This window comes from Streptomyces sp. NPDC102259 (assembly GCF_044766465.1).
Taxonomy (GTDB): Bacteria; Actinomycetota; Actinomycetes; order Streptomycetales; family Streptomycetaceae; genus Streptomyces.
Map to the genome: position 1 here is coordinate 833,743 of NZ_JBIWMA010000001.1, position 20,074 is coordinate 853,816.

At 72.7% G+C, this 20,074-nt stretch carries 17 protein-coding genes and 1 pseudogene; 11 read left to right on the forward strand and 7 right to left on the reverse strand.

What is annotated here, in order from left to right; translation table 11 throughout:
• Positions 1 to 248: 248 nt before the first annotated feature.
• From ACIRPU_RS03730 to ACIRPU_RS03740, 3 genes are all read left to right on the forward strand, one after another.
• A complete protein-coding gene (locus tag ACIRPU_RS03730; RefSeq protein WP_403861147.1) occupies positions 249 to 914 on the forward strand; it encodes a TetR/AcrR family transcriptional regulator in 666 nt (221 codons plus the stop codon).
• A 170-nt stretch (positions 915 to 1,084) separates the two neighbouring features.
• Entirely contained in the window at positions 1,085 to 2,827 is a 1,743-nt protein-coding gene (locus ACIRPU_RS03735) for an MFS transporter (RefSeq protein ID WP_403861150.1), read from the forward strand.
• Positions 2,828 to 3,018: 191 nt separating this feature from the next.
• On the forward strand, positions 3,019 to 3,669 hold the full coding sequence (locus ACIRPU_RS03740) for a class I SAM-dependent methyltransferase (RefSeq protein WP_403861153.1): 651 nt from the start codon (positions 3,019 to 3,021) through the stop codon (positions 3,667 to 3,669).
• Positions 3,670 to 3,759: 90 nt separating this feature from the next.
• On the opposite strand, the gene ACIRPU_RS03745 is transcribed toward ACIRPU_RS03740, so the two are convergent.
• From ACIRPU_RS03745 to ACIRPU_RS03755, 3 genes are read right to left on the reverse strand one after another with little or no spacing between them, the layout of a single operon-like run.
• Positions 3,760 to 5,277: a hypothetical protein gene (locus tag ACIRPU_RS03745; RefSeq protein WP_403861156.1), complete on the reverse strand. Its 1,518-nt coding sequence runs from the start codon at positions 5,275 to 5,277 to the stop codon at positions 3,760 to 3,762.
• 31 nt (positions 5,278 to 5,308) lie between these two features.
• A complete protein-coding gene (locus ACIRPU_RS03750) occupies positions 5,309 to 5,941 on the reverse strand; it encodes a response regulator (protein WP_403861609.1) in 633 nt (210 codons plus the stop codon).
• 29 nt (positions 5,942 to 5,970) lie between these two features.
• Complete coding sequence (locus tag ACIRPU_RS03755; protein ID WP_403861159.1) at positions 5,971 to 7,515, reverse strand: sensor histidine kinase; 1,545 nt, start codon at positions 7,513 to 7,515, stop codon at positions 5,971 to 5,973.
• Positions 7,516 to 7,847: 332 nt separating this feature from the next.
• On the opposite strand from ACIRPU_RS03755, the gene ACIRPU_RS03760 reads away from it, so the two are divergent.
• The 3 genes from ACIRPU_RS03760 (at position 7,848) to ACIRPU_RS03770 (ending at position 10,896) form a co-directional block, all read left to right on the forward strand.
• Complete coding sequence (locus ACIRPU_RS03760) at positions 7,848 to 8,705, forward strand: MaoC/PaaZ C-terminal domain-containing protein (protein WP_384116111.1); 858 nt, start codon at positions 7,848 to 7,850, stop codon at positions 8,703 to 8,705.
• Between the two features lie 151 nt (positions 8,706 to 8,856).
• Complete coding sequence (locus ACIRPU_RS03765; protein ID WP_403861164.1) at positions 8,857 to 9,933, forward strand: Zn-dependent alcohol dehydrogenase; 1,077 nt, start codon at positions 8,857 to 8,859, stop codon at positions 9,931 to 9,933.
• Positions 9,934 to 9,948: 15 nt separating this feature from the next.
• Positions 9,949 to 10,896: a 3-oxoacyl-ACP reductase gene (locus ACIRPU_RS03770; protein WP_403861167.1), complete on the forward strand. Its 948-nt coding sequence runs from the start codon at positions 9,949 to 9,951 to the stop codon at positions 10,894 to 10,896.
• A gap of 117 nt (positions 10,897 to 11,013) precedes the next feature.
• On the opposite strand, the gene ACIRPU_RS03775 is transcribed toward ACIRPU_RS03770, so the two are convergent.
• Both ACIRPU_RS03775 and ACIRPU_RS03780 read right to left on the reverse strand, forming a co-directional pair.
• Positions 11,014 to 11,208: a hypothetical protein gene (locus tag ACIRPU_RS03775; protein WP_384123364.1), complete on the reverse strand. Its 195-nt coding sequence runs from the start codon at positions 11,206 to 11,208 to the stop codon at positions 11,014 to 11,016.
• A gap of 97 nt (positions 11,209 to 11,305) precedes the next feature.
• A complete protein-coding gene (locus ACIRPU_RS03780; protein ID WP_403861612.1) occupies positions 11,306 to 12,463 on the reverse strand; it encodes a hypothetical protein in 1,158 nt (385 codons plus the stop codon).
• Positions 12,464 to 13,116: 653 nt separating this feature from the next.
• Between ACIRPU_RS03780 and ACIRPU_RS03785 the strand changes: the two genes are divergently transcribed.
• The 3 genes from ACIRPU_RS03785 to ACIRPU_RS03795 all read left to right on the forward strand — a co-directional run bounded on the left by ACIRPU_RS03785 (position 13,117) and on the right by ACIRPU_RS03795 (position 16,476).
• On the forward strand, positions 13,117 to 13,992 hold the full coding sequence (locus ACIRPU_RS03785) for a Nif3-like dinuclear metal center hexameric protein (protein WP_403861170.1): 876 nt from the start codon (positions 13,117 to 13,119) through the stop codon (positions 13,990 to 13,992).
• Positions 13,989 to 14,732, forward strand: coding sequence for a zinc ribbon domain-containing protein (locus ACIRPU_RS03790; protein WP_385569756.1), 744 nt, complete (start codon positions 13,989 to 13,991; stop codon positions 14,730 to 14,732). The genes ACIRPU_RS03785 and ACIRPU_RS03790 overlap by 4 nt, the downstream gene beginning before the upstream one ends.
• A gap of 283 nt (positions 14,733 to 15,015) precedes the next feature.
• The gene (locus tag ACIRPU_RS03795) at positions 15,016 to 16,476 is read left to right on the forward strand and encodes a bifunctional RNase H/acid phosphatase (RefSeq protein ID WP_403861173.1); all 1,461 of its coding nucleotides are present in this window, start codon (positions 15,016 to 15,018) and stop codon (positions 16,474 to 16,476) included.
• Here the strand turns inward: ACIRPU_RS03795 and eda are convergent.
• Positions 16,448 to 17,110, reverse strand: a complete 663-nt coding sequence (gene eda / locus ACIRPU_RS03800; protein ID WP_403861176.1) for a bifunctional 4-hydroxy-2-oxoglutarate aldolase/2-dehydro-3-deoxy-phosphogluconate aldolase — start codon at positions 17,108 to 17,110, stop codon at positions 16,448 to 16,450. The genes ACIRPU_RS03795 and eda overlap by 29 nt on opposite strands.
• Positions 17,111 to 17,243: 133 nt before the next feature.
• On the reverse strand, positions 17,244 to 18,035 hold the full coding sequence (yaaA, locus tag ACIRPU_RS03805) for a peroxide stress protein YaaA (RefSeq protein WP_403861179.1): 792 nt from the start codon (positions 18,033 to 18,035) through the stop codon (positions 17,244 to 17,246).
• Between the two features lie 329 nt (positions 18,036 to 18,364).
• On the opposite strand from yaaA, the gene ACIRPU_RS03810 reads away from it, so the two are divergent.
• Together ACIRPU_RS03810 and ACIRPU_RS03815 are read left to right on the forward strand one after the other, a co-directional pair.
• Positions 18,365 to 19,168, forward strand: coding sequence for a helix-turn-helix domain-containing protein (locus ACIRPU_RS03810; RefSeq protein ID WP_403861182.1), 804 nt, complete (start codon positions 18,365 to 18,367; stop codon positions 19,166 to 19,168).
• A 25-nt stretch (positions 19,169 to 19,193) separates the two neighbouring features.
• Positions 19,194 to 19,973 (forward strand): annotated as a pseudogene (locus ACIRPU_RS03815) (DMT family transporter); the annotation flags it as partial.
• Positions 19,974 to 20,074: the final 101 nt, after the last annotated feature.

Below are 20,074 nucleotides of genomic sequence, written 5' to 3' on the forward strand. Positions count from 1 at the left end.
TTCCTTCGCTGGGCTGCGGGCTGCGGGCTGCGAACTGCGGGCTGCCGGCGGGGGGTTACGAGCTGGGAGCCATGGAGCTGCGAACAGCGTTCGTGGCGAACGCTGTTCGTTCGATTGTGGTCGTGACAGTATGAGCGAACACTGTTCGTGTCAAACGCTGTTCGTCACGTCTGTCGTTCGTCACGGTCGCCGTTCGTCACGGTCGTCGTTCGTGTCGACCGGCGTTCGTTCCCGGTTACCCTCTCCCCGTGACCCCCGAGCCGATCAGCCGCCGCGCGCGGCCCGCCAAGGCCCCCCTCAGCCGCGAGGCGATCGTGCGTGCCGGGCTGGCCATCCTCGACCGCGACGGGCTGGACGCGCTGACCATGCGCCGCGTCGCCAAGGAGCTCGACACCGGACCGGCCTCGCTCTACGTCTACGTCGCCAACCGCGACGACCTGATGGCCGCGATGCTGGACGAGGCGCTCGCTCAGGTCCCGCTCACCGCGGAGGGCACCTGGCGGGAACAGCTGCACGCCCTGGTCGCGGCGAGCGTCGAAGCCATGAGCCGGCACGAGGGGCTGGCCGCCGTCGCCCTCGGCGCGATCCCCACCGGCGCCAACGCCCTGCTCGTCCTCGACCGCATGCTCGCGCTGCTCAAGCAGGGCGGCCTCGACGACGTCACCGCCGCCTGGGCCGTCGACCTGCTCCATCTCCACAGCGCCGCGGCCGCCGCCGAACAGAGCGCCTACCTCACGAAGGGGGGCGAGGAGGAGACCGTCGTCGCGGACGCCGACCGCATCTACGCGGCGCTGCCCGCCGACCGCTACCCGATGATCACCGCGCTGCGGCCGGCCCTGTTCTCGTCCGGCGACCGCGACACCTGGGGCCTGGACGTGCTGCTCAGCGGCATCCTCCAGACCCCCGCCCGCTGACCAGCCCGCTACCGCACCCGGTTCGTCCGGCGGCCTCGCGTCCTCCGGCCGCTTTCTTCAAGAGAAGATAAAGAAATCGTTAGTACGCCAAAGCATCGGAATAGTTGCCCATGCATACAGGTTCAGTTCCCATGTAATCCCCGAACGACCTGTCCCGGAGGCCCCACCCCATGACGCACACGACGACCGGCCGGCCCACCCGCGAAGCGAGTGGAGCCGTCGTCCCGGTCCTCGCCTTCGCGGGCATCGTGGTCGCGGTGATGCAGACCCTGCTCGTCCCGGTGATCAAGGACCTGCCCCAGCTGCTGGGCACCGAGCCGAGCAACGCCACCTGGGTCCTGACCTCGACGCTGCTGTCGGGCGCCGTGGCCACCCCGATCATGGGCCGCCTCGGCGACCTGTACGGCAAGCGGCGCATGCTGATAGTCAGCCTCGCGGTGATGGTCGTCGGCGCACTGGTCAGTGCCCTGACCAGCGATCTGATCACGATGATCGCCGGCCGCGCCCTCCAGGGCTTCGCGATGGGCGCGATCCCGCTCGGCATCGGCCTGATGCGGGACATGCTGCCGCGCGAGAAGCTCGGCTCGGCGATGGCCCTGATGAGCTCCTCGATCGGCGTCGGCGGAGGCCTCGCCCTGCCGCTCGCGGCCCTGATCGCCCAGCATGCGGACTGGCACGCCCTGTTCTACGGCGCCGCCGCCCTCGGCGCCCTCGCCATCGTCCTCACCCTCCTCGTCGTCCCCGAGTCCCCGGCGCGCGCCGAGGGCACCTTCGACGTCGCGGGCGCGATCGGCCTCTCCACCGGACTGGTGCTCTTCCTGCTGCCGATCACCAAGGGCAGCGACTGGGGCTGGACCTCCGGCACCACCCTCGGCCTCTTCGCCGCCGCGGCCGTCGTCCTCGTCCTGTGGGGCGTGATGGAGCTGCGGCTGAAGGCCCCGCTCGTCGACCTGCGCACCACGGCCCGCCCCGCGGTCCTCTTCACCAACCTCGCCTCGATCATGGTCGGCGTCTCGTTCTACGTCGTCTCCCTGGTCCTGCCGCAGCTGCTCCAGCTGCCCAAGGCCACCGGCTACGGCCTCGGCCAGTCGATGGTGACCGCCGGTCTGCTCGTCGCGCCGCTCGGCCTGACGATGATGTTCACCGCGCCCGTCTACGCCAGGCTGTCCGCCAAGTACGGCCCCAAGTTCACCCTGATCCTCGGCATGCTGATCATCGCGATCGGCTACGGCGCCGGCCTCGGCCTGATGAGCGCCGCCTGGCAGAGCCTCGTCATCGCCGTCGTCCTCGGCGCCGGCATCGGCCTCGCGTACTCCTCCCTGCCCGCGCTGATCGTCGGCGCGGTCCCGGCCTCGGAGACCGGCGCGGCCAACGGCCTCAACACCCTGATGCGGTCCATCGGCACCTCGGTGTCCAGCGCCGTCATCGGCATGGTGCTGGCCAACACCGCGAACGACGTCGGCGGCGTCGCCGTGCCGACCATGCACGGCTTCCGCGTCTCCTTCCTGATCGCCACCGCCGCCGTCGCGGTCGGCCTGGTCCTCGCCCTCTTCCTGCCCCGGCAGCAGCGCCCGTCCGCTGTGACGCAGCTGCGCGCCAGCAGCGAGGAGGACGCCAACCTCGAGCGCGCCGAGGAGGTCCTGCGGGGCTTCCGCGGCCGGGTCCTGGACGCCGACGGCGTCCCGGTCGCCCGCGCCAAGGTCACGCTCATCGACCGCCGAGGCCGCCAGGCCGGCGCCACGCTGTCCCAGGAGGACGGCAGCTACGCCCTCGCCGTCCCCGCCCAGGGGGCCTACGTCCTCGCCGCGAAGGCCACCGGCCACGGCCCGTTGGCGAGCTCCGCGACCCACGCGGGCGACGAGCGTGCGGTCGACCTGGACCTGGCCCTGCCGGGCGAGACGGTCAACGCCTGACCCGACGGGCCGGGCCCCGCGCACTGCGCGCGCCCGGCCCGTCGTCACCGCACCCCTGTACCGCACCCCCCGTTCCGCACCCCCTGTCGCCTCGGCGGCGGGGGGTGCGGCAGCATGGGCGGCCATACGCACGGCGCACCCATGCGCGCGCCCCGAAGCACCCCGATACGCACGCACCACCGGAGGACCCCATGCCCGCGGCACCCAAGCCCGAGATCCTGGCCGCGTTCGAGGCGGCGAAGGGGTTCATGCCGGTCGACGAGGGACTCGCGCTGTACGCGGCCGCCGCCGAGGCGGGTGCGCTCGGGCTGCCGCTGCTCGAGGTCGGTACCTACTGCGGGCGCTCCACGATCCTGCTCGCGGACGCGGCCCGACAGGCCGGCGTCAGCGCGCTCACGCTCGATCACCACCGGGGCAGCGAGGAGCAGCAGCCGGGCTGGGAGTACCACGACCCGGAGACCGTCGACCCCGAGGTCGGCCTGATGGACACCCTGCCCACCTTCCGCCGGACCCTGCACCGCGCGGGCCTGGAGGAGCACGTGGTCGCGCTGGTCGGACGGTCGCCGCGCATCGCCGCGTTCTGGAACTCGCCCCTCGGCCTCGTCTTCGTCGACGGCGGCCACACCGACGAGCACGCCACCCTCGACTACGAGGGCTGGGCGCCGCACGTCGCCGAGGGCGGGCTCCTCGTCATCCACGACGTGTTCCCCGACCCGGTCGACGAGTTCACCGGCCAGGCCCCCTACCGCGTATACCTGCGCGCCCGGGAGTCCGGGGCCTTCACCGAGGTCTCGGACACCGGCTCGCTGCGGGTGCTGCGACGGACGGGCGCCGGCATCTAGGACGCGGGCAGGCCGTACCGCCGAGCGGGGCCGCACTCAGGACCGGGGGCGTACTCGGGCCCGGGGGCCCGCTCAGGACCGGGGCGGCGCTCACGATGCTTTCGCGGTCCGGCGGCGACGGCGGTGCACCGCTGCCAGGAGGACGATGGCCAGGGCGCCCGCGGTCCATGCCCAGGGGTGACCGAAGAAGCGGCGGTAGGACGGAGCGGGCGAGGCGTCGAGCGGGATGACGGCGATGTCGTTGCCCGGGGTGCGGTCGAACGGGTTGTACGTGCGGATGGTGCCCTTCGCGCCCGGGACCTGACGGTCGATACGGATGTGGAAGTCGATGGTGGTCATGCCCCCTTCGTGCCGCGCCTCGTAGAAACCGTCGTAGCCGATCCGGCAGACGAACGCCCCACCCGGCTTCTCCGGCCGTTCGCAGGCCCACTTCGCGCTGTCCCCCTCGAAGGTGTACGGGATCGAGGTGACCGTGGTGCCCTCCGGCGGGACCACCTCGAAGCGGCCCGTCTCCTCGTCGCCCTGTATCCGGCCGGGGCCGAGGTCCTCCAGCCCGAGCCGCACCTTCACCGTGTCGCCGACCCGGCCCCGCACGGTCGCGGTGACCGGACGGTAGTCGGCCTGCACGGTGGTGGTGATCCCGAGCCTGCCGTGACTGTCGTCGAAGTCCTGGGCCGCCGTCCGGACCAGGGTGAGCGGCGAGCCGGTGCCGCGCACGGTGTGGTCGGCCGGGCGGGACGCGGGCGACGACCACGTGTAGGTCACCTCGCCGCTCAGTTTCCCGGGCGGCGTGACCGTGTAGACCAGCGGCGCGCTGGTGCGGTAGGCGGCGCCCGCCGCGGCCTTCGTGGGGAACGTGCACCAGGCGGAGGTGGGCGCGGGCCCCGCGTAGAAGCAATTGCTGTGCAGGGCCGTCAGCGTCACCCCCTCCGACACGTTGACCTGGAGGGCGACGCCCTGCTTCGTGGGGAAGCGGGTGTTGTTGGCCAACCGTGCGGTCACGTTCGCGGACTTCCCCGGTGCCAGTCCGCTCACGTCCTTCTCCTGCCCGGGCGCGGAGAGCGTCGGACCGCCGACGGTCATCCGGGTGGTGCCGGTGATGGTGGGCGCGTTGTCGGCGGTCGCGGTGTACGTCACCGTCCCGCTGTCCCCCGGCTCGACGCCGTCCACCCCGAGGAGGGAGAGGGGCGTGTAACTCTCGCCGTCGCCGTTCTGAAGGTTGCCGTACTCGCACGTGTAGACCGGGCCGTCGGCCGTGCACATGTCCTTGTCGCCCAGCCGGGCGACGCCCTCCAGCCCCGACGCGTCCACGACCACCCGGACGTTGCGGGCCGGTTCGCCGCCCTTGCTCGCGTCGACGTAGACCGGGACCACGAAACCGTCGTTCGAGGCCCTGGCCCCCTCGTCGGCGTTGTACATGACGTACGTCTGCACGGTCTCGAACCGCATCACGACCTGCTTCGAGCCGTCGGCCGAGGCAGGGGCCACCGCCGTGCCGAGCAGTGCCACGGCGAGCAGTGCCACGGCGAGCAGTGCCGTGGCGAACAACGTCGCGACACTCGCCGCCGGGGCGGCCGGACGCCTGAGGAGCCGTAGCGGTAAGGACATGCGGGCACTATGCCAGCGGCGGTCCGTACCTCTACAGCCAGCCCTGTTGCCGAGCCTCCCGCATGGCCTCCATGCGGTTGCGGGTGCCCGTCTTGCCGATCGCGGAGGACAGGTAGTTGCGGACCGTGGACTCCGAGAGGTGCAGCCTGGCGGCGATGTCGGAGACGGTCGCGCCGTCCACGGAGGCCTTCAGAACGTCGCACTCGCGGACGGTGAGCGGGTTCGGGCCGGCGCTGAGCGCGGCCGTGGCCAGTGCCGGGTCCACGACCGTCTCGCCGGCCAGCACCCGGCGGATCGCCTCCGCCAGCTCCTCCACCGGGCCGTCCTTGACCAGGAACCCGGAGGCCCCGGCCTCCATGGCCCGGCGCAGATAGCCGGGCCGGCCGAACGTGGTCAGGATCAGCACCCGGCAGCCGGGCGCCTGGTCGCGCAGCTCGGCTGCCGCGTCCAGGCCGCTGATGCCGGGGAGTTCGATGTCGAGGAGCGCGACGTCCGGCCGGTGGAGAAGCGCCGCGTCCACGATCGCGTCCCCGGTGCCCACCTGCGCGACGACCTCGATGTCGGCCTCCAGCCCCAGCAGCAGGGCCAGCGCCCCGCGCATCATGCCCTGGTCCTCCGCGAGCAGCACTCTGATCGACTTGGTGGGGCGGTGGTCGCGGGGCATCTCGTTCACGGGCCAACCCGGCATCTCGGTCACGGGCCCAGGTTAGGGCCGGAGGCCACGGACGGCACGGTGTCGGCGGACGGCACGGTGTCCGCGGGCTGCGCTGCTTGGGGCCGCGTCGCGGAGGGCCGCGCTGCCGCGGGGGCCGGTATCCCTTCCGGTTCGGTGGAGGTGGAGCACGTGGAGGTGGAGCACGTGGAGGTTGTGGTGGTTGCGGTGCCGATGCCGGTGCCCGCCTGCGACATCGGGAGTTCCACCGGCAGTTCCGCCGTGACCGTGAAGCCGCCGCGTGGTCCCGGGCCCGCCGTCAGGGTGCCGCCCGCCGCCGACAGGCGTTCGCGCAGGCCGGTGAGTCCGGTGCCGCCGCCCGGTGCGCAGCAACCGTCGCCGTCCGTCTCGCCGTTGCCGTTGCCGTTGCCGTTGCCGTTGCCGTTGCCGTTGCCGCTGCCAATGCCTCCTCCTCCGCTGATGCTGCCGTCGTCCGTCACCGTCAGTCGGACGCGTTCCGGTGTGCCCGACACCGTGATCCCGCAGTGGCTCGCGTCGCTGTGCCGGACGACGTTGGTGACCGCCTCGCGCACCACCCAGCCGAGCAGGGCCGAGGTCTTCGGATCCGGCGGCGGTCCCGACCGGCTCACCGACGGTTCGACGCCCGCCGCCGTCAGGGCCGAGCGGGCCCGGTCCAGCTCGCCGGCCAGGCTGCCCTCGCGGTAGCCGGTGACCGCCTCGCGGATCTCGGTCAGCGCCTGGCGGCCCACCGCCTCGATGTCGGTGACCTGGGAGAGGGCCGCGTCCATGTCGCGCGGGGCCAGTCGCCGGGCCGCCTCCGACTTCACCACGATCACCGAGAGGGTGTGGCCGAGCAGGTCGTGCAGATCGCGGGAGAAGCGCAGCCGCTCCTCCTCCACCGCGCGGCGGGCGAGTTCCTCACGGGCGGCGCGCAGCTCCCGTACGGCTTCGGAGAGGGAGAGGATCGCGGCCGTCACCATCGTCGATATCCAGGTGGCGTAGGCGATGGTGAGGCCGTCCCAGCCGTCGCGGACGCAGGCGACCGCGCCCGCCAGGACGGCGACGGCGGTACCGATGGTCCGTAGCTGGTTGCCGCGCAGCACCGCGCCCGTCGCGAGACCGAACAGCGGCAGGAAGAGCAGCCAGCTGTCGCCGTAGCCGAGGGCGAGCCCGCAGGTCACGAGGCCCAGCACCACCAGCGCCACGCGCGTGGAGGTCGCCTCGCGGGCCTCCTTCACGAAGGCGCGGAAAGCGACGTAGATGTAGAGCGAGTTGAACGTCAGCAGGCCCAGGCTGCCGACCCACGGGTTGGCGTCGCCCTGGAAGAGGTTGGATAACGCGCCCATCCCCATGAGCAGCCACGGCAGCAGCGTGAAGCCGCTGGCCGGCGGACCCGGGTCCTCGGGAATCCGCCCGGCCCGGCGGGCGCTGCGGCGCTCGGCCTTGAACTGCTCCATGTCCGCTCTCCAGTGCCGCCGGTGCTCCCGTGCCGTACGGAACGCCGAGCGCCAGCCGTCCCGGCGGCAGCCCGCCGCGCGGTGTCGGTCCTCGAATGTCCTGGTCATCTGTCCGTCCCCCGTTCCTGCGTGTTCCACGGCGGTGTGCCTGTCTTCGACGCTACGTTTCCGGGCCCGCTCGCGGCAGTGCCAGATGTACGCGGTCCGGCAGGACAAATGTCATCGGCACCCGTTTCTGACATACCGTCAGGCGTCTTCACAACTTCCGGGGCCTGGGCTATACAGGGGGTCGCCGCACTGGAACGCGTTCTAGGTCCGTTCTGGGTAGGGCGGGTTCCGCGGCCCCGTGACGGCCTCGGTGCGGCCGATCGGTGCGGACGGCCGTGCCGAGGTCTCTGAACGATGCGATCGATCCGTCGATCCGAGCGATCAGGAGCTCCATGCCCATCGACGCAGCCAAGGCGCTCGCCGCCGAACCCCGGACCGGCGAGATCACCTGGGACCGCCGGGACGTCCAGCTGTACCACCTCGGCATCGGCGCGGGCGTCCCGGCCACCGACCCCGACGAACTCCGCTACACGCTGGAGTCCCGGCTCCACGTCCTGCCGAGCTTCGCCACCGTCGCGGGCTCCGGCTCGCCCGGCGTGATCAGCGGACTGTCCATGCCCGGCGTCGACGTCGACCTCGCCCGCGTCCTGCACGGCGGCCAGCGCCTGGAGATCCACCGTCCTCTCCCGGTGGCGGGCCGGGCGACCGCCACCGGACGCATCGCCGCCGTCTACGACAAGGGCAAGGCCGCCGTCCTCGTCATGCGCACCGAGGTCGCCGACGAGGACGGGCCGCTGTGGACCAACGACGCCCAGATCTTCGTCAAGGGAGAAGGCGGCTGGGGCGGCGACCGGGGCCCCTCCGCCCGGCTCGAGCCGCCCGCCGGTGAGCCCGACAAGGTGGTCGAGCGGACCGTCCGCGAGGACCAGGCCCTGCTCTACCGGCTCTCCGGCGACTACAACCCGCTGCACGCCGACCCGGAGTTCGCGAAACTCGCCGGGTACGACCGGCCCATCCTGCACGGCCTGTGCACCTACGGCATCACGCTCAAGGCGGTCGTCGACACGCTGCTCGACGGCGATGTGAGCCGGGTGCGCGTGTACGCCACGCGGTTCGCCGGGGTGGTGTTCCCGGGAGAGACCCTGCGCATCCGCATGTGGCGCGGAGAAGGAGCCGTCCGGGTGGCCGTGAGCGCCGTACAACGGGCCGACGCGCCCGTCCTCGCCGACACGCTCGTCGAACACTCCTGAACCACCCGCAACCACCACCGGCATCACCCCCTGCACCACCATCCGCGCGGTGTCACCACCACCGGTGTCACCACTCGCACCACCTCCAGCAGCAGCTGAATTCACCTCCAGAACCGCCCAGCATCCGAGGGGACCCGAGGGGAGCCGCACCATGCGCGCAGCCGTACTGCACGAGATCGGCCAGGACAAGCTGGAGGTCCTCGACGACGTCGAGGCGGTGGGCTTCGGCCCCGGACGGGTCAGGATCCGGGTACGGGCCACGGGCCTGTGCCACTCGGACCTGTCCGCGATGGGCGGGGTGCTCCCGCAGCCCGCGCCCTTCGTGCCCGGTCACGAGGGTGCGGGCGAGGTCCTGGAGGTGGGGGAGGGCGTCACCCGGGTGAAGCCCGGTGACCGGGTCGTCGTCTGCTGGCTGCCGGCCTGCGGGGCGTGTCCCGCGTGCAAGCGCGGCCAGACCGAACTGTGCCTGGCCGGGTTCATGAACGCGGGCACACCCAACTTCCGCCGCCCCGGCGGGGACGTCTTCGGCTTCGCCGGCACCGGAACCTTCGCCGAGGAGGTCGTGGTCGACGCGGGCTGCGCGGTCCCGATCCCCGACGACGTCCCCTTCGACATCGCCGCGCTCATCGGCTGCGGAGTGACCACGGGCCTGGGCGCCGCCCTCAACACGGCCGACGTGGAAGCCGGTTCGTCGGTCGCCGTCATCGGCTGCGGAGGCGTCGGCATCTCCGCGATCCAGGGGGCGCGGCTCAAGGGCGCCGCAGAGATCGTCGCCGTGGACCCGGTCGCCTCGCGCCGGGAGGCCGCCCTCGCGTTCGGCGCCACGAAGGCCGTCTCACCGGACGAACTGCCCGGAGCGAAGCAACTGGTCACCGGCGGCGAGGGGTTCGACTACGTCTTCGAGGTCGTCGGCCGCTCCGCCACCGCCCGCACCGCGTACGACAACACCCGGCGCGGCGGCACCCTCGTCGTCGTCGGCGCGGGCGCCCTGGACGATTTCCTCCAGCTCAACATGTTCGAGCTGTTCTTCGACGAGAAGCGGATCCTGCCCTCGATGTACGGCGGCGGAGACGTCCTGCGCTCCTACGAGCGCACGATCGGCCTGTGGCGGGCCGGCCGGATCGACCTGTCCGGCCTGATCACCCACCGCGTGGCGCTCACCGAGATCAACGAGGCACTGGACCAGATGCGTACCGGGGCGGCGCTCCGTACGTGCATAGAGATCTGAGGGGTGACCGTCCGGATGGCACTGCCACTTGAGGGGCTGGCCGCGATCGTCACCGGCGCCGGGCGCGGGCTCGGCCGGGCCGAGGCGCTGGAGCTGGCGAGGCTGGGCGCGGCCGTCGTCGTCAACGACTACGGTCAGCCCGGCCGGGACGGGTCGGGCGAGGCGTCGGCCGGTCCCGCCGAGGAGGTGGCGCGGGAGATCCGGTCGGCCGGCGGCACCGCGCTCGCCCACACCGGGGACGTCGCCGACTTCCAACAGGCCCGTGCGCTGGTCGAGTTGGCGATCAGCGAGTTCGGCAAGCTGGACGTGCTGGTCAACAACGCGGGCATCCTGCGCGACCGAATGGTCTTCTCGATGGCCGAGGACGAGTGGGACGCGGTCGTCCGGGTCCACCTCAAGGGGCACTTCAACACGACCCGTTTCGCCGCCGCCCACTGGCGCGACCGGTCCAAGGCGGCGGGCGCTCCGGTGTACGGGCGGATCGTGAACACCTCCTCGGAGGCGTTCCTGGCGGGCTCGGCCGGACAGCCCAACTACGCGGCGGCCAAAGGGGGAGTCGTCGGGCTGACGACCTCCACGGCGCTCGCGCTCGCCAAGTACGGGGTGACGGCCAACGCCATCTGCCCGCGCGCCCGTACCCGGATGACGGAGGACGTCTTCGCCGGGTTCGCGCAGCCGGACGAGGGCGGCCTCGACCCGCTCGCGCCCGAGCATGTGGCCCCGCTCGTCGGCTACTTGGCCTCACCGGCCGCCGCCCGGATCAACGGGCAACTGCTCGTCGCGCACGGTGGCATGGTCGCCGTCGTCGAACGGCCGCGGGTGCGGGCGAAGTTCGACAGCAAGGAGGACGTGTTCGGCTACGAGGAGCTGGACGCCGTCCTCGGCGCGCACTTCGCGGACCGGCCCCGGGGAGAGACGTTCGCCGCGGCGGAGGTGCTGGGACTACGGCGAGGACAGGAATAGGGGCGGGGACAGAAGAGGGCAGGGCAAGGGCGAGGGTAAGCGCGGGTGTGCGTGCGAAGGGGCTCCGGTCGTCGTCCATGGACGACGACCGGAGCCCCTTCGGTGTGCGGCGTACCGTCAGACAGTTGCCTCGGCCCTGTCCCCGGTCCACTTGTCGGCCCAGCTGTCGGCCCTGTTCTCGGCCGGCTTGCGGTGCCGACCGTGCGGGGCCGAGTCACCGTCCTGGGACGAGACCGGGCCCCGGTGACGGCCGTGTCCGGCCGCCTCCTGGAAGTCGGCGGACAGCGGCTGCCTGGTGCTTGTGTCGCTCATCGGAAGAATTCACCCCGTCAACATGATCTTTCTTTACAGCCGGGCGATTTTATCCGGCACACCGAGGGGCTGATCCAGGCGGCCACGCCAACTGCTGCTACTTCGTTACAAGTCGGCCCAGTGGGGCTTGTTGAAGGGGGACCGGACGGGGGGTGGTCGGCGCCGGCCTCGGCGGTTCCACGAGTGTCGAGGCCTCTCCGGACGGCGACGGCGAGGGTGACGACGCAGACGACGGCGGTGCGGTGAGCGGTGCCGTCAGCGGTGCCACCCCGCAGGGCTCGGCCTCCGTGGCGTACGGCAGACGGAGAACGCCCTCCGGTGTCCACAGCCCACTGCCCGCCAACCACCCGTCAGGTGCCCGGAGTTGATGCAACCGACGATCGGCCGGACGCCATACGCCCACCCAGGTGCCGAAGGGGCCGTCGATGCGGAGCGCCACCGCGCAGGCCTCGGGGAGCAGCGCCTGGCCAGGCTGGCTCGCGAAGGGGGTGAGAACGAGGTCCGGCGGGTGCAGGGACTCCGGGAACCGGACCGGCAGCGTGCTGCCGAGGACTCCCCAGCCCAGGCGGCCCTCGCCCGGCGAGGGCGCGTCCGAGCGGATGAGCAGCAGGCCGCTGTCGGGGTCGGCGAGCAGCAGACGGTCGTCGCTGTCAGCGGCGATCTGCAACAGGGGCGACACCTCGCCACCGCGCTCCAGGTCCACGACGATCGTCTTGGTGCGGCCGCCGACCTCCCGGTCCAGCGCGAGCATGCGGCCCGTACGGTCCAGCCAGACGCCGCCCGAGCAGCGGCCGGGGATCTCGGCGAGGTACTCGGGGCCGAAGGCGCCGCCCGCGACCAGCCACACGGTCGTCGTGCGGCGGCCGACGGCGAGGGCGTACGCGCGTTCGCCGCAGGGGGCCGGTGGGAGCAGGTGCAGCCGGGTGCCGTCGTCCGGGCACTCGACGGCGCCCAGCGGCAGCTCGCCCGTGCCGGGGCCGGTCGGATACAGCAGCGAGAAGGCGTGCCGTCCCTCGATCGGCCGCCGGATCAGGACCCGGCCGTCGGCCATCGGCTGCACCTCCGTGCCGGGCTCCTCCGGCTGGTTGCCGGGCAGCGGCACGGCGTACGGCTCGGGGCCGTCCAGGGTCCAGCGCTCGGGGAACCAGGAGTCGCCGGCCCGCGCGAGCCGCGCGGCATAGGCCCCACCGGCCGTGATCACACAGCCCGCCCCACTCCCGTTCCCATGCCCACTCCCACGCCCGGCTGTGGTCACGCGGTCACCCTCGCTCTCACGGGCGGTCGCGATCACGTGATGCGCGACGGCCTCATCGCGGACGACCGTGATCACGTGATGCGCGACGGCCTCTTGGCTTCCCGTGAACCCGGGGACATCCGTGATCGCGTAGTCCGTCGTGATCGCGTAGTCCGTCGTGATCCTGTGGTTGCCCGTGAGCGCCGGGTCCGCCGTGATCTCCGGGTCCGCCGTGAACGCCGGCGCGCCCCCGTGGTGTCCCGTGGTCGAGTGGTCGGCCGTGGGAGGGCGGCTCAGGGGCTCCCCCATGGGCTGATCCACGGGCTGATCCACGTGCCGCTCCACGGGCCGCTCCGCGTGCTCCTCCGCGGGGGGCGTGGGCTCGGCGGCGCCGTCCTCGGGGTCGTCCCCGTTCGCGGCGGTGGACTCGATCGCACAGGCCGGCATCGTCATCGTTCGGTCACCTCCGGCGACGAAGCTAGTTTTCGTACGCACGGACGTGGGACCGCCGGGCGGCCTTCTCCCTCATAAGAGTGGTGCAGAAGCGATTCGCCTGAGGGTGGTGGGTGGCGTGTGCATCCGCCTCCCGCTCACTCCCTCCGGCGACCGCGGTGGCCGTGGCGGCATCGGCGGCACGGGTACGGGCCGGTGAGACGGCCAGGTAGCCTTTCCCCGTGCCCCGTCTGTCTGAAGTCATCGCCGCGCTGGAGAACCTGTGGCCCGCCGAGCGGGCCGAGTCCTGGGACGCGGTCGGCACGGTCGTGGGCGACCCCGAGCAGGAGGTCTCCCGGGTTCTGTTCGCCGTCGATCCCGTCCAGGAGATCGTCGAGGAAGCCGTGCGGCTCGGCGCCGATCTGCTGGTCACCCACCATCCGCTGTATCTGCGCGGGACGACGACGGTCGCGGCCTCCACCTTCAAGGGCCGCGTCGTGCACACCCTCATCAAGAACGACATCGCCCTGCACGTCGCGCACACCAACGCCGACACCGCCGATCCCGGAGTGAGCGACGCCCTCGCCGGTGCGCTCGACCTGCGGGTCGTACGTCCTCTCGTGCCGGACCCGAGCGACCCCGAGGGGCGACGCGGCCTCGGGCGCGTCTGCGAGCTCGACCACCCGCTCACCGTCCGTGAGTTCGCCGCCCGCGCCGCCGAGCGGCTGCCCGCCACCGCGCAGGGCATCCGGGCGGCGGGGGACCCGGAGGCGCTCGTGCGGACCGTCGCCGTCAGCGGAGGATCCGGGGACAGCCTGTTCGACCATGTCCGTGCGGCCGGCGTCGACGCCTTCCTCACCGCGGACCTGCGCCACCACCCGGCGTCGGAGTTCATCGCGGACCGCGCCCACGGCGCCCACTCACCTCTCGCGCTGCTCGACGCGGCGCACTGGGCCACCGAATGGCCCTGGTGCGAGCTGGCCGCCACCCAGCTCGACGAGATCTCCGACCGGCGGGGGTGGGGCCTGCGGGTCCACGTCTCCCGTACGGTCACCGACCCCTGGACGGCCCACGCGGCGTCCAACGCCACCTCTAGCTCAATGGGAGCCCCCAACTGAACGCCGCGCCCGCCGACCAGATCCGACTCCTCGACGTCCAGTCCCTCGACGCCCGACTCCAGCAGCTCGCGCACAAGCGGAGGTCCCTGCCCGAGCACACCGAGATCGAGTCGCTGAACAAGGACCTCACGCAGTTGCGCGACCTCCTCGTCGCGGCGCAGACCGAGGAGAGCGACACCGCCCGCGAGCAGACCAAGGCCGAGCAGGACGTCGACCAGGTCCGTCAGCGCGCCGCCCGCGACCAGCAGCGGCTCGACTCCGGGGCCGTCACCTCCTCCAAGGACCTGGAGAACCTCCAGAGGGAGATCGTCTCCCTCGCCAAGCGCCAGGGCGACCTCGAGGACATCGTCCTGGAGGTCATGGAGCGCCGCGAGAGCGCGCAGGAGCGGGCCGCCGAGCTGACCGAGCGGGTCGGCTCCGTCCAGGGGAAGATCGACGACGCCATCGCGCGCCGCGACGCGGCCCTGGAGGAGTTCGACGGCGAGGCCGCCACCGTCACGAAGGAGCGCGAGGTCATCGCGGCCACCGTGCCCGCCGATCTGCTCAAGCTCTACGAGAAGCTGCGCGTGCAGCAGGGTGGCGTCGGCGCGGCCAGGCTCTACCAGCGGACCTGCCAGGGCTGCCGCCAGGAGCTCGCCATCACCGAGCTGGCCGAGATCCGCAAGGCCCCGTCCGACACGGTCGTACGGTGCGAGAACTGTCGTCGCATCCTCGTGCGTACGTCCGAGTCCGGCCTGTAGTCGACGGCTGACTGTCGACAGTCGACAGTCAGCGATCGACCGCCGACAGTCGGCCGTCGATGATCGGCAGTCGGCAGTCGGCAGTCGGCAGTCGGCAGTCGGCAGTCGGCAGTCGGCAGTCGGGGGTCGGCAGTCGGCAGTCGGCAGTCGGCAGTCGGGGGTCGGCGGTCGGGGGTCGGCAGTCGGGGGTCGGCGGTCGGCGGTCGACCGACGACGGTCGGGGGTCGGCGGGGCGGGGTCGGGGTCGGTAGTCAGCAGTCGGAGTCGATAAGGGGCGTACGTCGTGCGGGAGTTCATCGTCGAGGCCGACGGCGGGTCGCGGGGCAACCCGGGGCCCGCGGGCTACGGCAGCGTGGTGATCGACGCGGCGACGGGGGAGACGCTCGTCGAGCGTGCCGAGTACATCGGCGTCGCCACCAACAACGTGGCCGAGTACCGGGGGCTGGTGGCAGGCCTGCGCGCCGCCCGCGAGCTCGACCCGTCGGCCACCGTGCGGGTGCGCATGGACTCCAAGCTGGTCGTCGAGCAGATGTCGGGCCGCTGGAAGATCAAGCACCCCGACATGAAGCCGCTGGCCGCGGAGGCGGCCCGGATCCTCCCGCCCGGGCAGGTCACCTACGAGTGGATGCCGCGCGAGCGGAACAAGCACGCCGACCGCCTGGCGAACGAGGCGATGGACGCGGGCAAGCGTGGCGAGCAGTGGGACGCCGGCGCGTCACGGGCCGAGCTCGACGCCCGTGCCTCCGCGACCCGGGTCGCACGCGAGCCCTCCGGCCCGCCCGGCGACGCCACCGCGGGCGCGGCGAAGGCCCGCGAGGCCCTGGCCCGGTCCCGCCCGGCCGCCGACCCGACCGCGGACACCGCCCGCGAGAAGCCGACGAAGACCGACGCCGATCTCCGCGCCGCCCGCACGGTCGCCACCCCGGCTGCAGCTCCGGCTGCGAATGCGGCTCGGGCTGCGGCGGCTGCGAATGCCGCTGCGGACACGAAGGCTGCTGCGGACACGAAGGCCGGTGCGGATGCGAAGGCCGATGCGGCGTCGGCCTCGACCGTCGGCTCCGCCGCCGGGACGCCCGCCGCCACCCCTTCCGTCGGCTGGGGTTCTGCGCCCGATCTCGGAGCGCCCGCCACCTTCGTGCTGTTGCGGCACGGCGAGACGCCGCTCACGCCGCAGAAGCGGTTCTCCGGCAGCGGCGGCACCGACCCCTCCCTCTCGGACGTCGGCCGGGAGCAGGCCGAGCGGGTCGCCGCCGCGCTCGCCCGGCGCGGGACCGTCCAGCACATCCTCGCCTCCCCGCTCGCCCGCACCCGCGAGACGGCCGGGGCCGTGGCCGCCCGTCTCGGCCTCGAGGTCACCGTCGAGGACGGACTGATCGAGACCGACTTCGGCGCCTGGGAGGGGCTGACCTTCGGCGAGGTCCGCGAGCGTCACCCCGACGACCTGAACGCCTGGCTGGCCGACCCGGAGGCCGAGCCGACCGGCGGCGGCGAGAGTTTCGCGGCGACCGCCACCCGGATCGCGGCCACCCGGGACCGGCTGGTCGCGGCGTACGCGGGCCGCACGGTCCTGCTGGTCACCCATGTGACCCCGATCAAGACGTTCGTACGGCTCGCCCTGGGCGCTCCGCCCGAGTCGCTGTTCCGCATGGAACTGTCGGCGGCCTCACTGTCGGCGGTGGCCTACTTCGCGGACGGCAACGCCAGCGTCCGCCTGCTCAACGACACGTCCCACCTGCGGCCCTGAGCCGCGAGGCGGTCCGCGCGAGCCCCTCGATCCGCTGCCAGTCCCGCGCCGCGACCGCGTCCGCCGGGACCATCCAACTCCCGCCCACGCAACCGACGTTGGGCAGGGAGAGGTATTCCGGCGCGTTGTCCGGGCCGATCCCGCCGGTCGGGCAGAACCGGGCTTGGGGGAGCGGTCCGGCCAGTGACCTGAGGTAGGCGGTGCCGCCCGCGGCCTGCGCCGGGAAGAACTTCATCTCCCGCACCCCGCGTTCCAGCAGCGCCACGACCTCCGACGTGGTCGACACCCCGGGCAGGAAGGGCATCCCGGACGCCCGCATCGCCGTCAGCAGGGCGTCCGTCCAGCCGGGGCTCACCAGGAACCGCGCCCCGGCCTCCCCGCACGCCGTCACCTGCTCCGGGGTGATCACGGTCCCGGCTCCGACGACCGCCTCCGGGACCGACCCGGAGATCTCCCGGATCGCGTCGAGCGCGGCCGGCGTCCGCAGGGTCACCTCGATCGCGGGCAGCCCGCCCGCCACCAGCGCCCGCGCCAGCGGCACGGCGTCGGCGGCGTCCTCGACGACCACCACGGGCACGACCGGGGCCAGATCCAGTACCGAGGCAGCCGAAGAGGAGGGCACGGGTGAGGTCATGCGCCTCATCCTGCCCCCGGCGTGCAGCACGCGCAAAGGCCATTGCGCACACTGCAACGGCACTGCCACTGCCACTGGCGCCGGTACCGGCGCCGAAGTGGTGCTGGCACCGGCACGGAAGTGGTGCTGGTGCTCAGTGCACCTCGTCCACCAGCACGTCCAGGGTCCAGGCGGTGGTCCCGGCCTTCGCCTTCGCCGGCGCCTTCTCCTCCACCACGTAGCCGAGGTCCCGCAGCGCCTCCACCAGCTCGGCGGGACCCGAGGGAGCGATCCCCGCCGTCAGCAGACTCCGTACGATCCGTCCCTTGGTCGCCTTGTTGAAGTGGCTGACGACCTTCCGGGTCGGCGCGTGCAGCACCCGCACGCTCGCCGTCCGCCCCGCGACCTCGCCCTTCGGCTTCCAGGGCGCCGCATACGCCGCCGACCGCAGGTCCAGCACCAGCCCGTTCCCAGCCGCCTCGGGCAGCACGGACGCCATCGGAACACGCCAGTACGCGCCCAACGCCCCCAGCCCGGGCAACTTCACGCCCATCGAGCAGCGGTACGAGGGGATCCGGTCCGTCACCCGGACGGCGCCCCACAACCCCGAGAAGACGAGCAGCGACCGGGCCGCGCGCCTCTTCGCGGCCGCGTCGAGGGAAGCCAGGTCGAGAGCGTCGTAGAGAACGCCCGTGTAGATCTCCCCGGCGGGCCGGGCACCCGCCGTGCGCAGCTCCGTGTTCTTCGCGACCTCGCCGCGCAGCCCCTCGCTCAGCCCGAGCACCTCGCGCGCCTTGTCCTCGTCGGCCGCGCACAGCTCGACCAGCTCGTCGAGGACGGCCTCGCGGGCGGCGCCGAGCCCCGGCAGGGAGAGCGCCTCCGGCTTGAGCGGGGCCCCACGCCCAGAGGACGCCTTGCCTTCGGAGGGCGGCAGCAGGACAAGCACGGGACATCTCCTTCAATAGAGCTCAGCTGCGCCAGCGTACGACGTGCCACGAGACGGCCCGGCCGAGGTCCGCACCCGCCCCGCACCCGTCCCACAACCGCCCCGCACCCGTCCCGCGCCCCCCATTCCACCGCCCGTCCGCTGCCCCGCCCCGCCCGGCGGCATGAACCGGGGACCGACGGCGTTGCACCCCCGTAGCAGCACGAACGGGGGTCACATGGGGGTGGCGAGTGGATCGTAGAAGCCGTGGAAGCCGGGAAAGCCGGAAAAGCGGGGAACACGGGGAACGCGGGCAAAGCCGTATAAGCGGTGAAAGCCGTGAACAGGCGTTGTGGACCAGAGCCCGACTGGGGCGCTGCGGTCCGCCCGTCGACCTCCTCACCGCGCGCTTCGACCGGCACGTCTACGCTCCGCACGCCCACGAGGAGTTCACCGTGGGCGTCTGCGTGGGCGGCTCGGAGATCATCGACTACCGCGGCGGCCACATCCGTACCGGCCCCGGCTCCATCGTCGTGCTGGCCCCCGGCGAGACGCACACCGGCGGTCCGGGCAACGACACCGACGGCTACGCCTACCGCGCCCTGTACGCCGGCCCCGCCCTCCTCACCGAGGGCACCCTCGGCGGTGTGCCGCACTTCCGCGAGCCCCTCCTCGACGACCCGGAACTGGCCGCCGCCCTGCGCCGGACGCACACGGAACTGGCCGCCTGTCCCGACCCGCTGGAGGCCGAGTCCCGCTTCCCCTGGCTGCTGACGGCCCTCGCCCGACGCCACTCCACGGCCCGGCCGGTGTGCGACACGATCCCCGGCGCCGAACACCTCACCCAAGCCGTCCGTACCCGTCTCGCCGACGAACTCCTCGCCCCGCCCTCCCTGGCCGACCTCGCGGCGGACCTGGGCCTGTCCCGCTACCAGCTCCTGCGCGCCTTCCGCACGACGACCGGCATGCCGCCGTACGCCTGGCTGGCCCAGTACCGGGTGGCCCGGGCCCGCGGTCTGCTGGAGTCCGGGCTGCGTCCCGCCGAGGTGGCCGCTCTGGTCGGCTTCGCGGACCAGGCCCACCTGACCCGCTGGTTCCGCCGCGTCCTGGGCGTGACCCCGGCGGCGTACCGCAACAGCGTTCAAGACACCTGACCGGGGCCCGGTCGACACTCCCCGTATGACTGCACGCGGCTGGTTCCTGTTCTCCCTGATGGGAGTGGTGTGGGGCATCCCCTACCTGATGATCAAAGTGGCGGTGGAGGACCTCTCCCCGTCCATGGTCGTGTTCACCCGATGTGCGCTGGGGGCGGCCCTCCTGCTTCCCTTCGCGCTACGGCAACGGGGCCTGACCCGGACGGTACGGGCGTACTGGAAGCCCATGCTGGCCTTCGCGGTCATCGAGATCATCGGCCCGTGGTTCACCCTCACGGATGCCGAGCGGCACCTCTCCAGCTCCACCGCCGGCCTGCTGGTCGCGGGCGTCCCGATCGTCGGCGTGCTGGCGGCCCGCTTCCTCGGCGACACGGAGGTGCTGGGCATACGGCGGGTGGCGGGCCTGGCCGTGGGCCTCGCCGGGGTGGCGGTCCTGACGGTCCCGCACCTGACGGGAGGGGACGCGAAGTCCCTGGGCGAGGTCCTGCTGACGGTCGTCGGCTACGCGACGGCCCCGCTGATCGCGGCCCGCCGCCTCAAGGACGTCCCCACCCTCCACCTCATCGTCCCCTGCCTGACCCTGGCGGCACTCGTCTACGCACCCGCGGCCGCCGCGACCTGGCCGCCGGAGGTGCCCAGCACCTCCGTCCTGGGGGCGCTGGCGGCCCTGGGGGTCGTCTGCACGGCCGTCGCCTTCGTGGCGTTCCTGGAGCTGATCAAGGAGATCGGCCCGACCCGCTCGACGGTCATCACCTACGTCAACCCGGCGGTCGCGGTCGCGGCGGGCGCGCTGTTCCTGGACGAGCCTCTCACCGCCGGTGTCCTGGCCGCCTTCACGCTGATCCTCGCGGGCTCGGTGCTGGCGACCGCCGCGGGACCGGCCGCGGGACCGGCCGCGGGACCGGC

Excerpts from the sequence above, each read along its gene's own strand:
- ACIRPU_RS03750 (WP_403861609.1), bottom strand. The coding sequence starts at position 5,941 with ATGCCCCGCGACCACCGCCCCACCAAGTCGATCAGAGTGCTGCTCGCG.
- ACIRPU_RS03740 (WP_403861153.1), top strand. The coding sequence starts at position 3,019 with ATGCCCGCGGCACCCAAGCCCGAGATCCTGGCCGCGTTCGAGGCGGCG.
- ACIRPU_RS03770 (WP_403861167.1), top strand. The coding sequence starts at position 9,949 with ATGGCACTGCCACTTGAGGGGCTGGCCGCGATCGTCACCGGCGCCGGG.
- ACIRPU_RS03760 (WP_384116111.1), top strand. The coding sequence starts at position 7,848 with ATGCCCATCGACGCAGCCAAGGCGCTCGCCGCCGAACCCCGGACCGGC.
- ACIRPU_RS03755 (WP_403861159.1), bottom strand. The coding sequence starts at position 7,515 with ATGACCAGGACATTCGAGGACCGACACCGCGCGGCGGGCTGCCGCCGG.
- ACIRPU_RS03735 (WP_403861150.1), top strand. The coding sequence starts at position 1,085 with ATGACGCACACGACGACCGGCCGGCCCACCCGCGAAGCGAGTGGAGCC.
- ACIRPU_RS03765 (WP_403861164.1), top strand. The coding sequence starts at position 8,857 with ATGCGCGCAGCCGTACTGCACGAGATCGGCCAGGACAAGCTGGAGGTC.
- ACIRPU_RS03745 (WP_403861156.1), bottom strand. The coding sequence starts at position 5,277 with ATGTCCTTACCGCTACGGCTCCTCAGGCGTCCGGCCGCCCCGGCGGCG.
- ACIRPU_RS03775 (WP_384123364.1), bottom strand. The coding sequence starts at position 11,208 with ATGAGCGACACAAGCACCAGGCAGCCGCTGTCCGCCGACTTCCAGGAG.
- eda (WP_403861176.1), bottom strand. The coding sequence starts at position 17,110 with ATGACCTCACCCGTGCCCTCCTCTTCGGCTGCCTCGGTACTGGATCTG.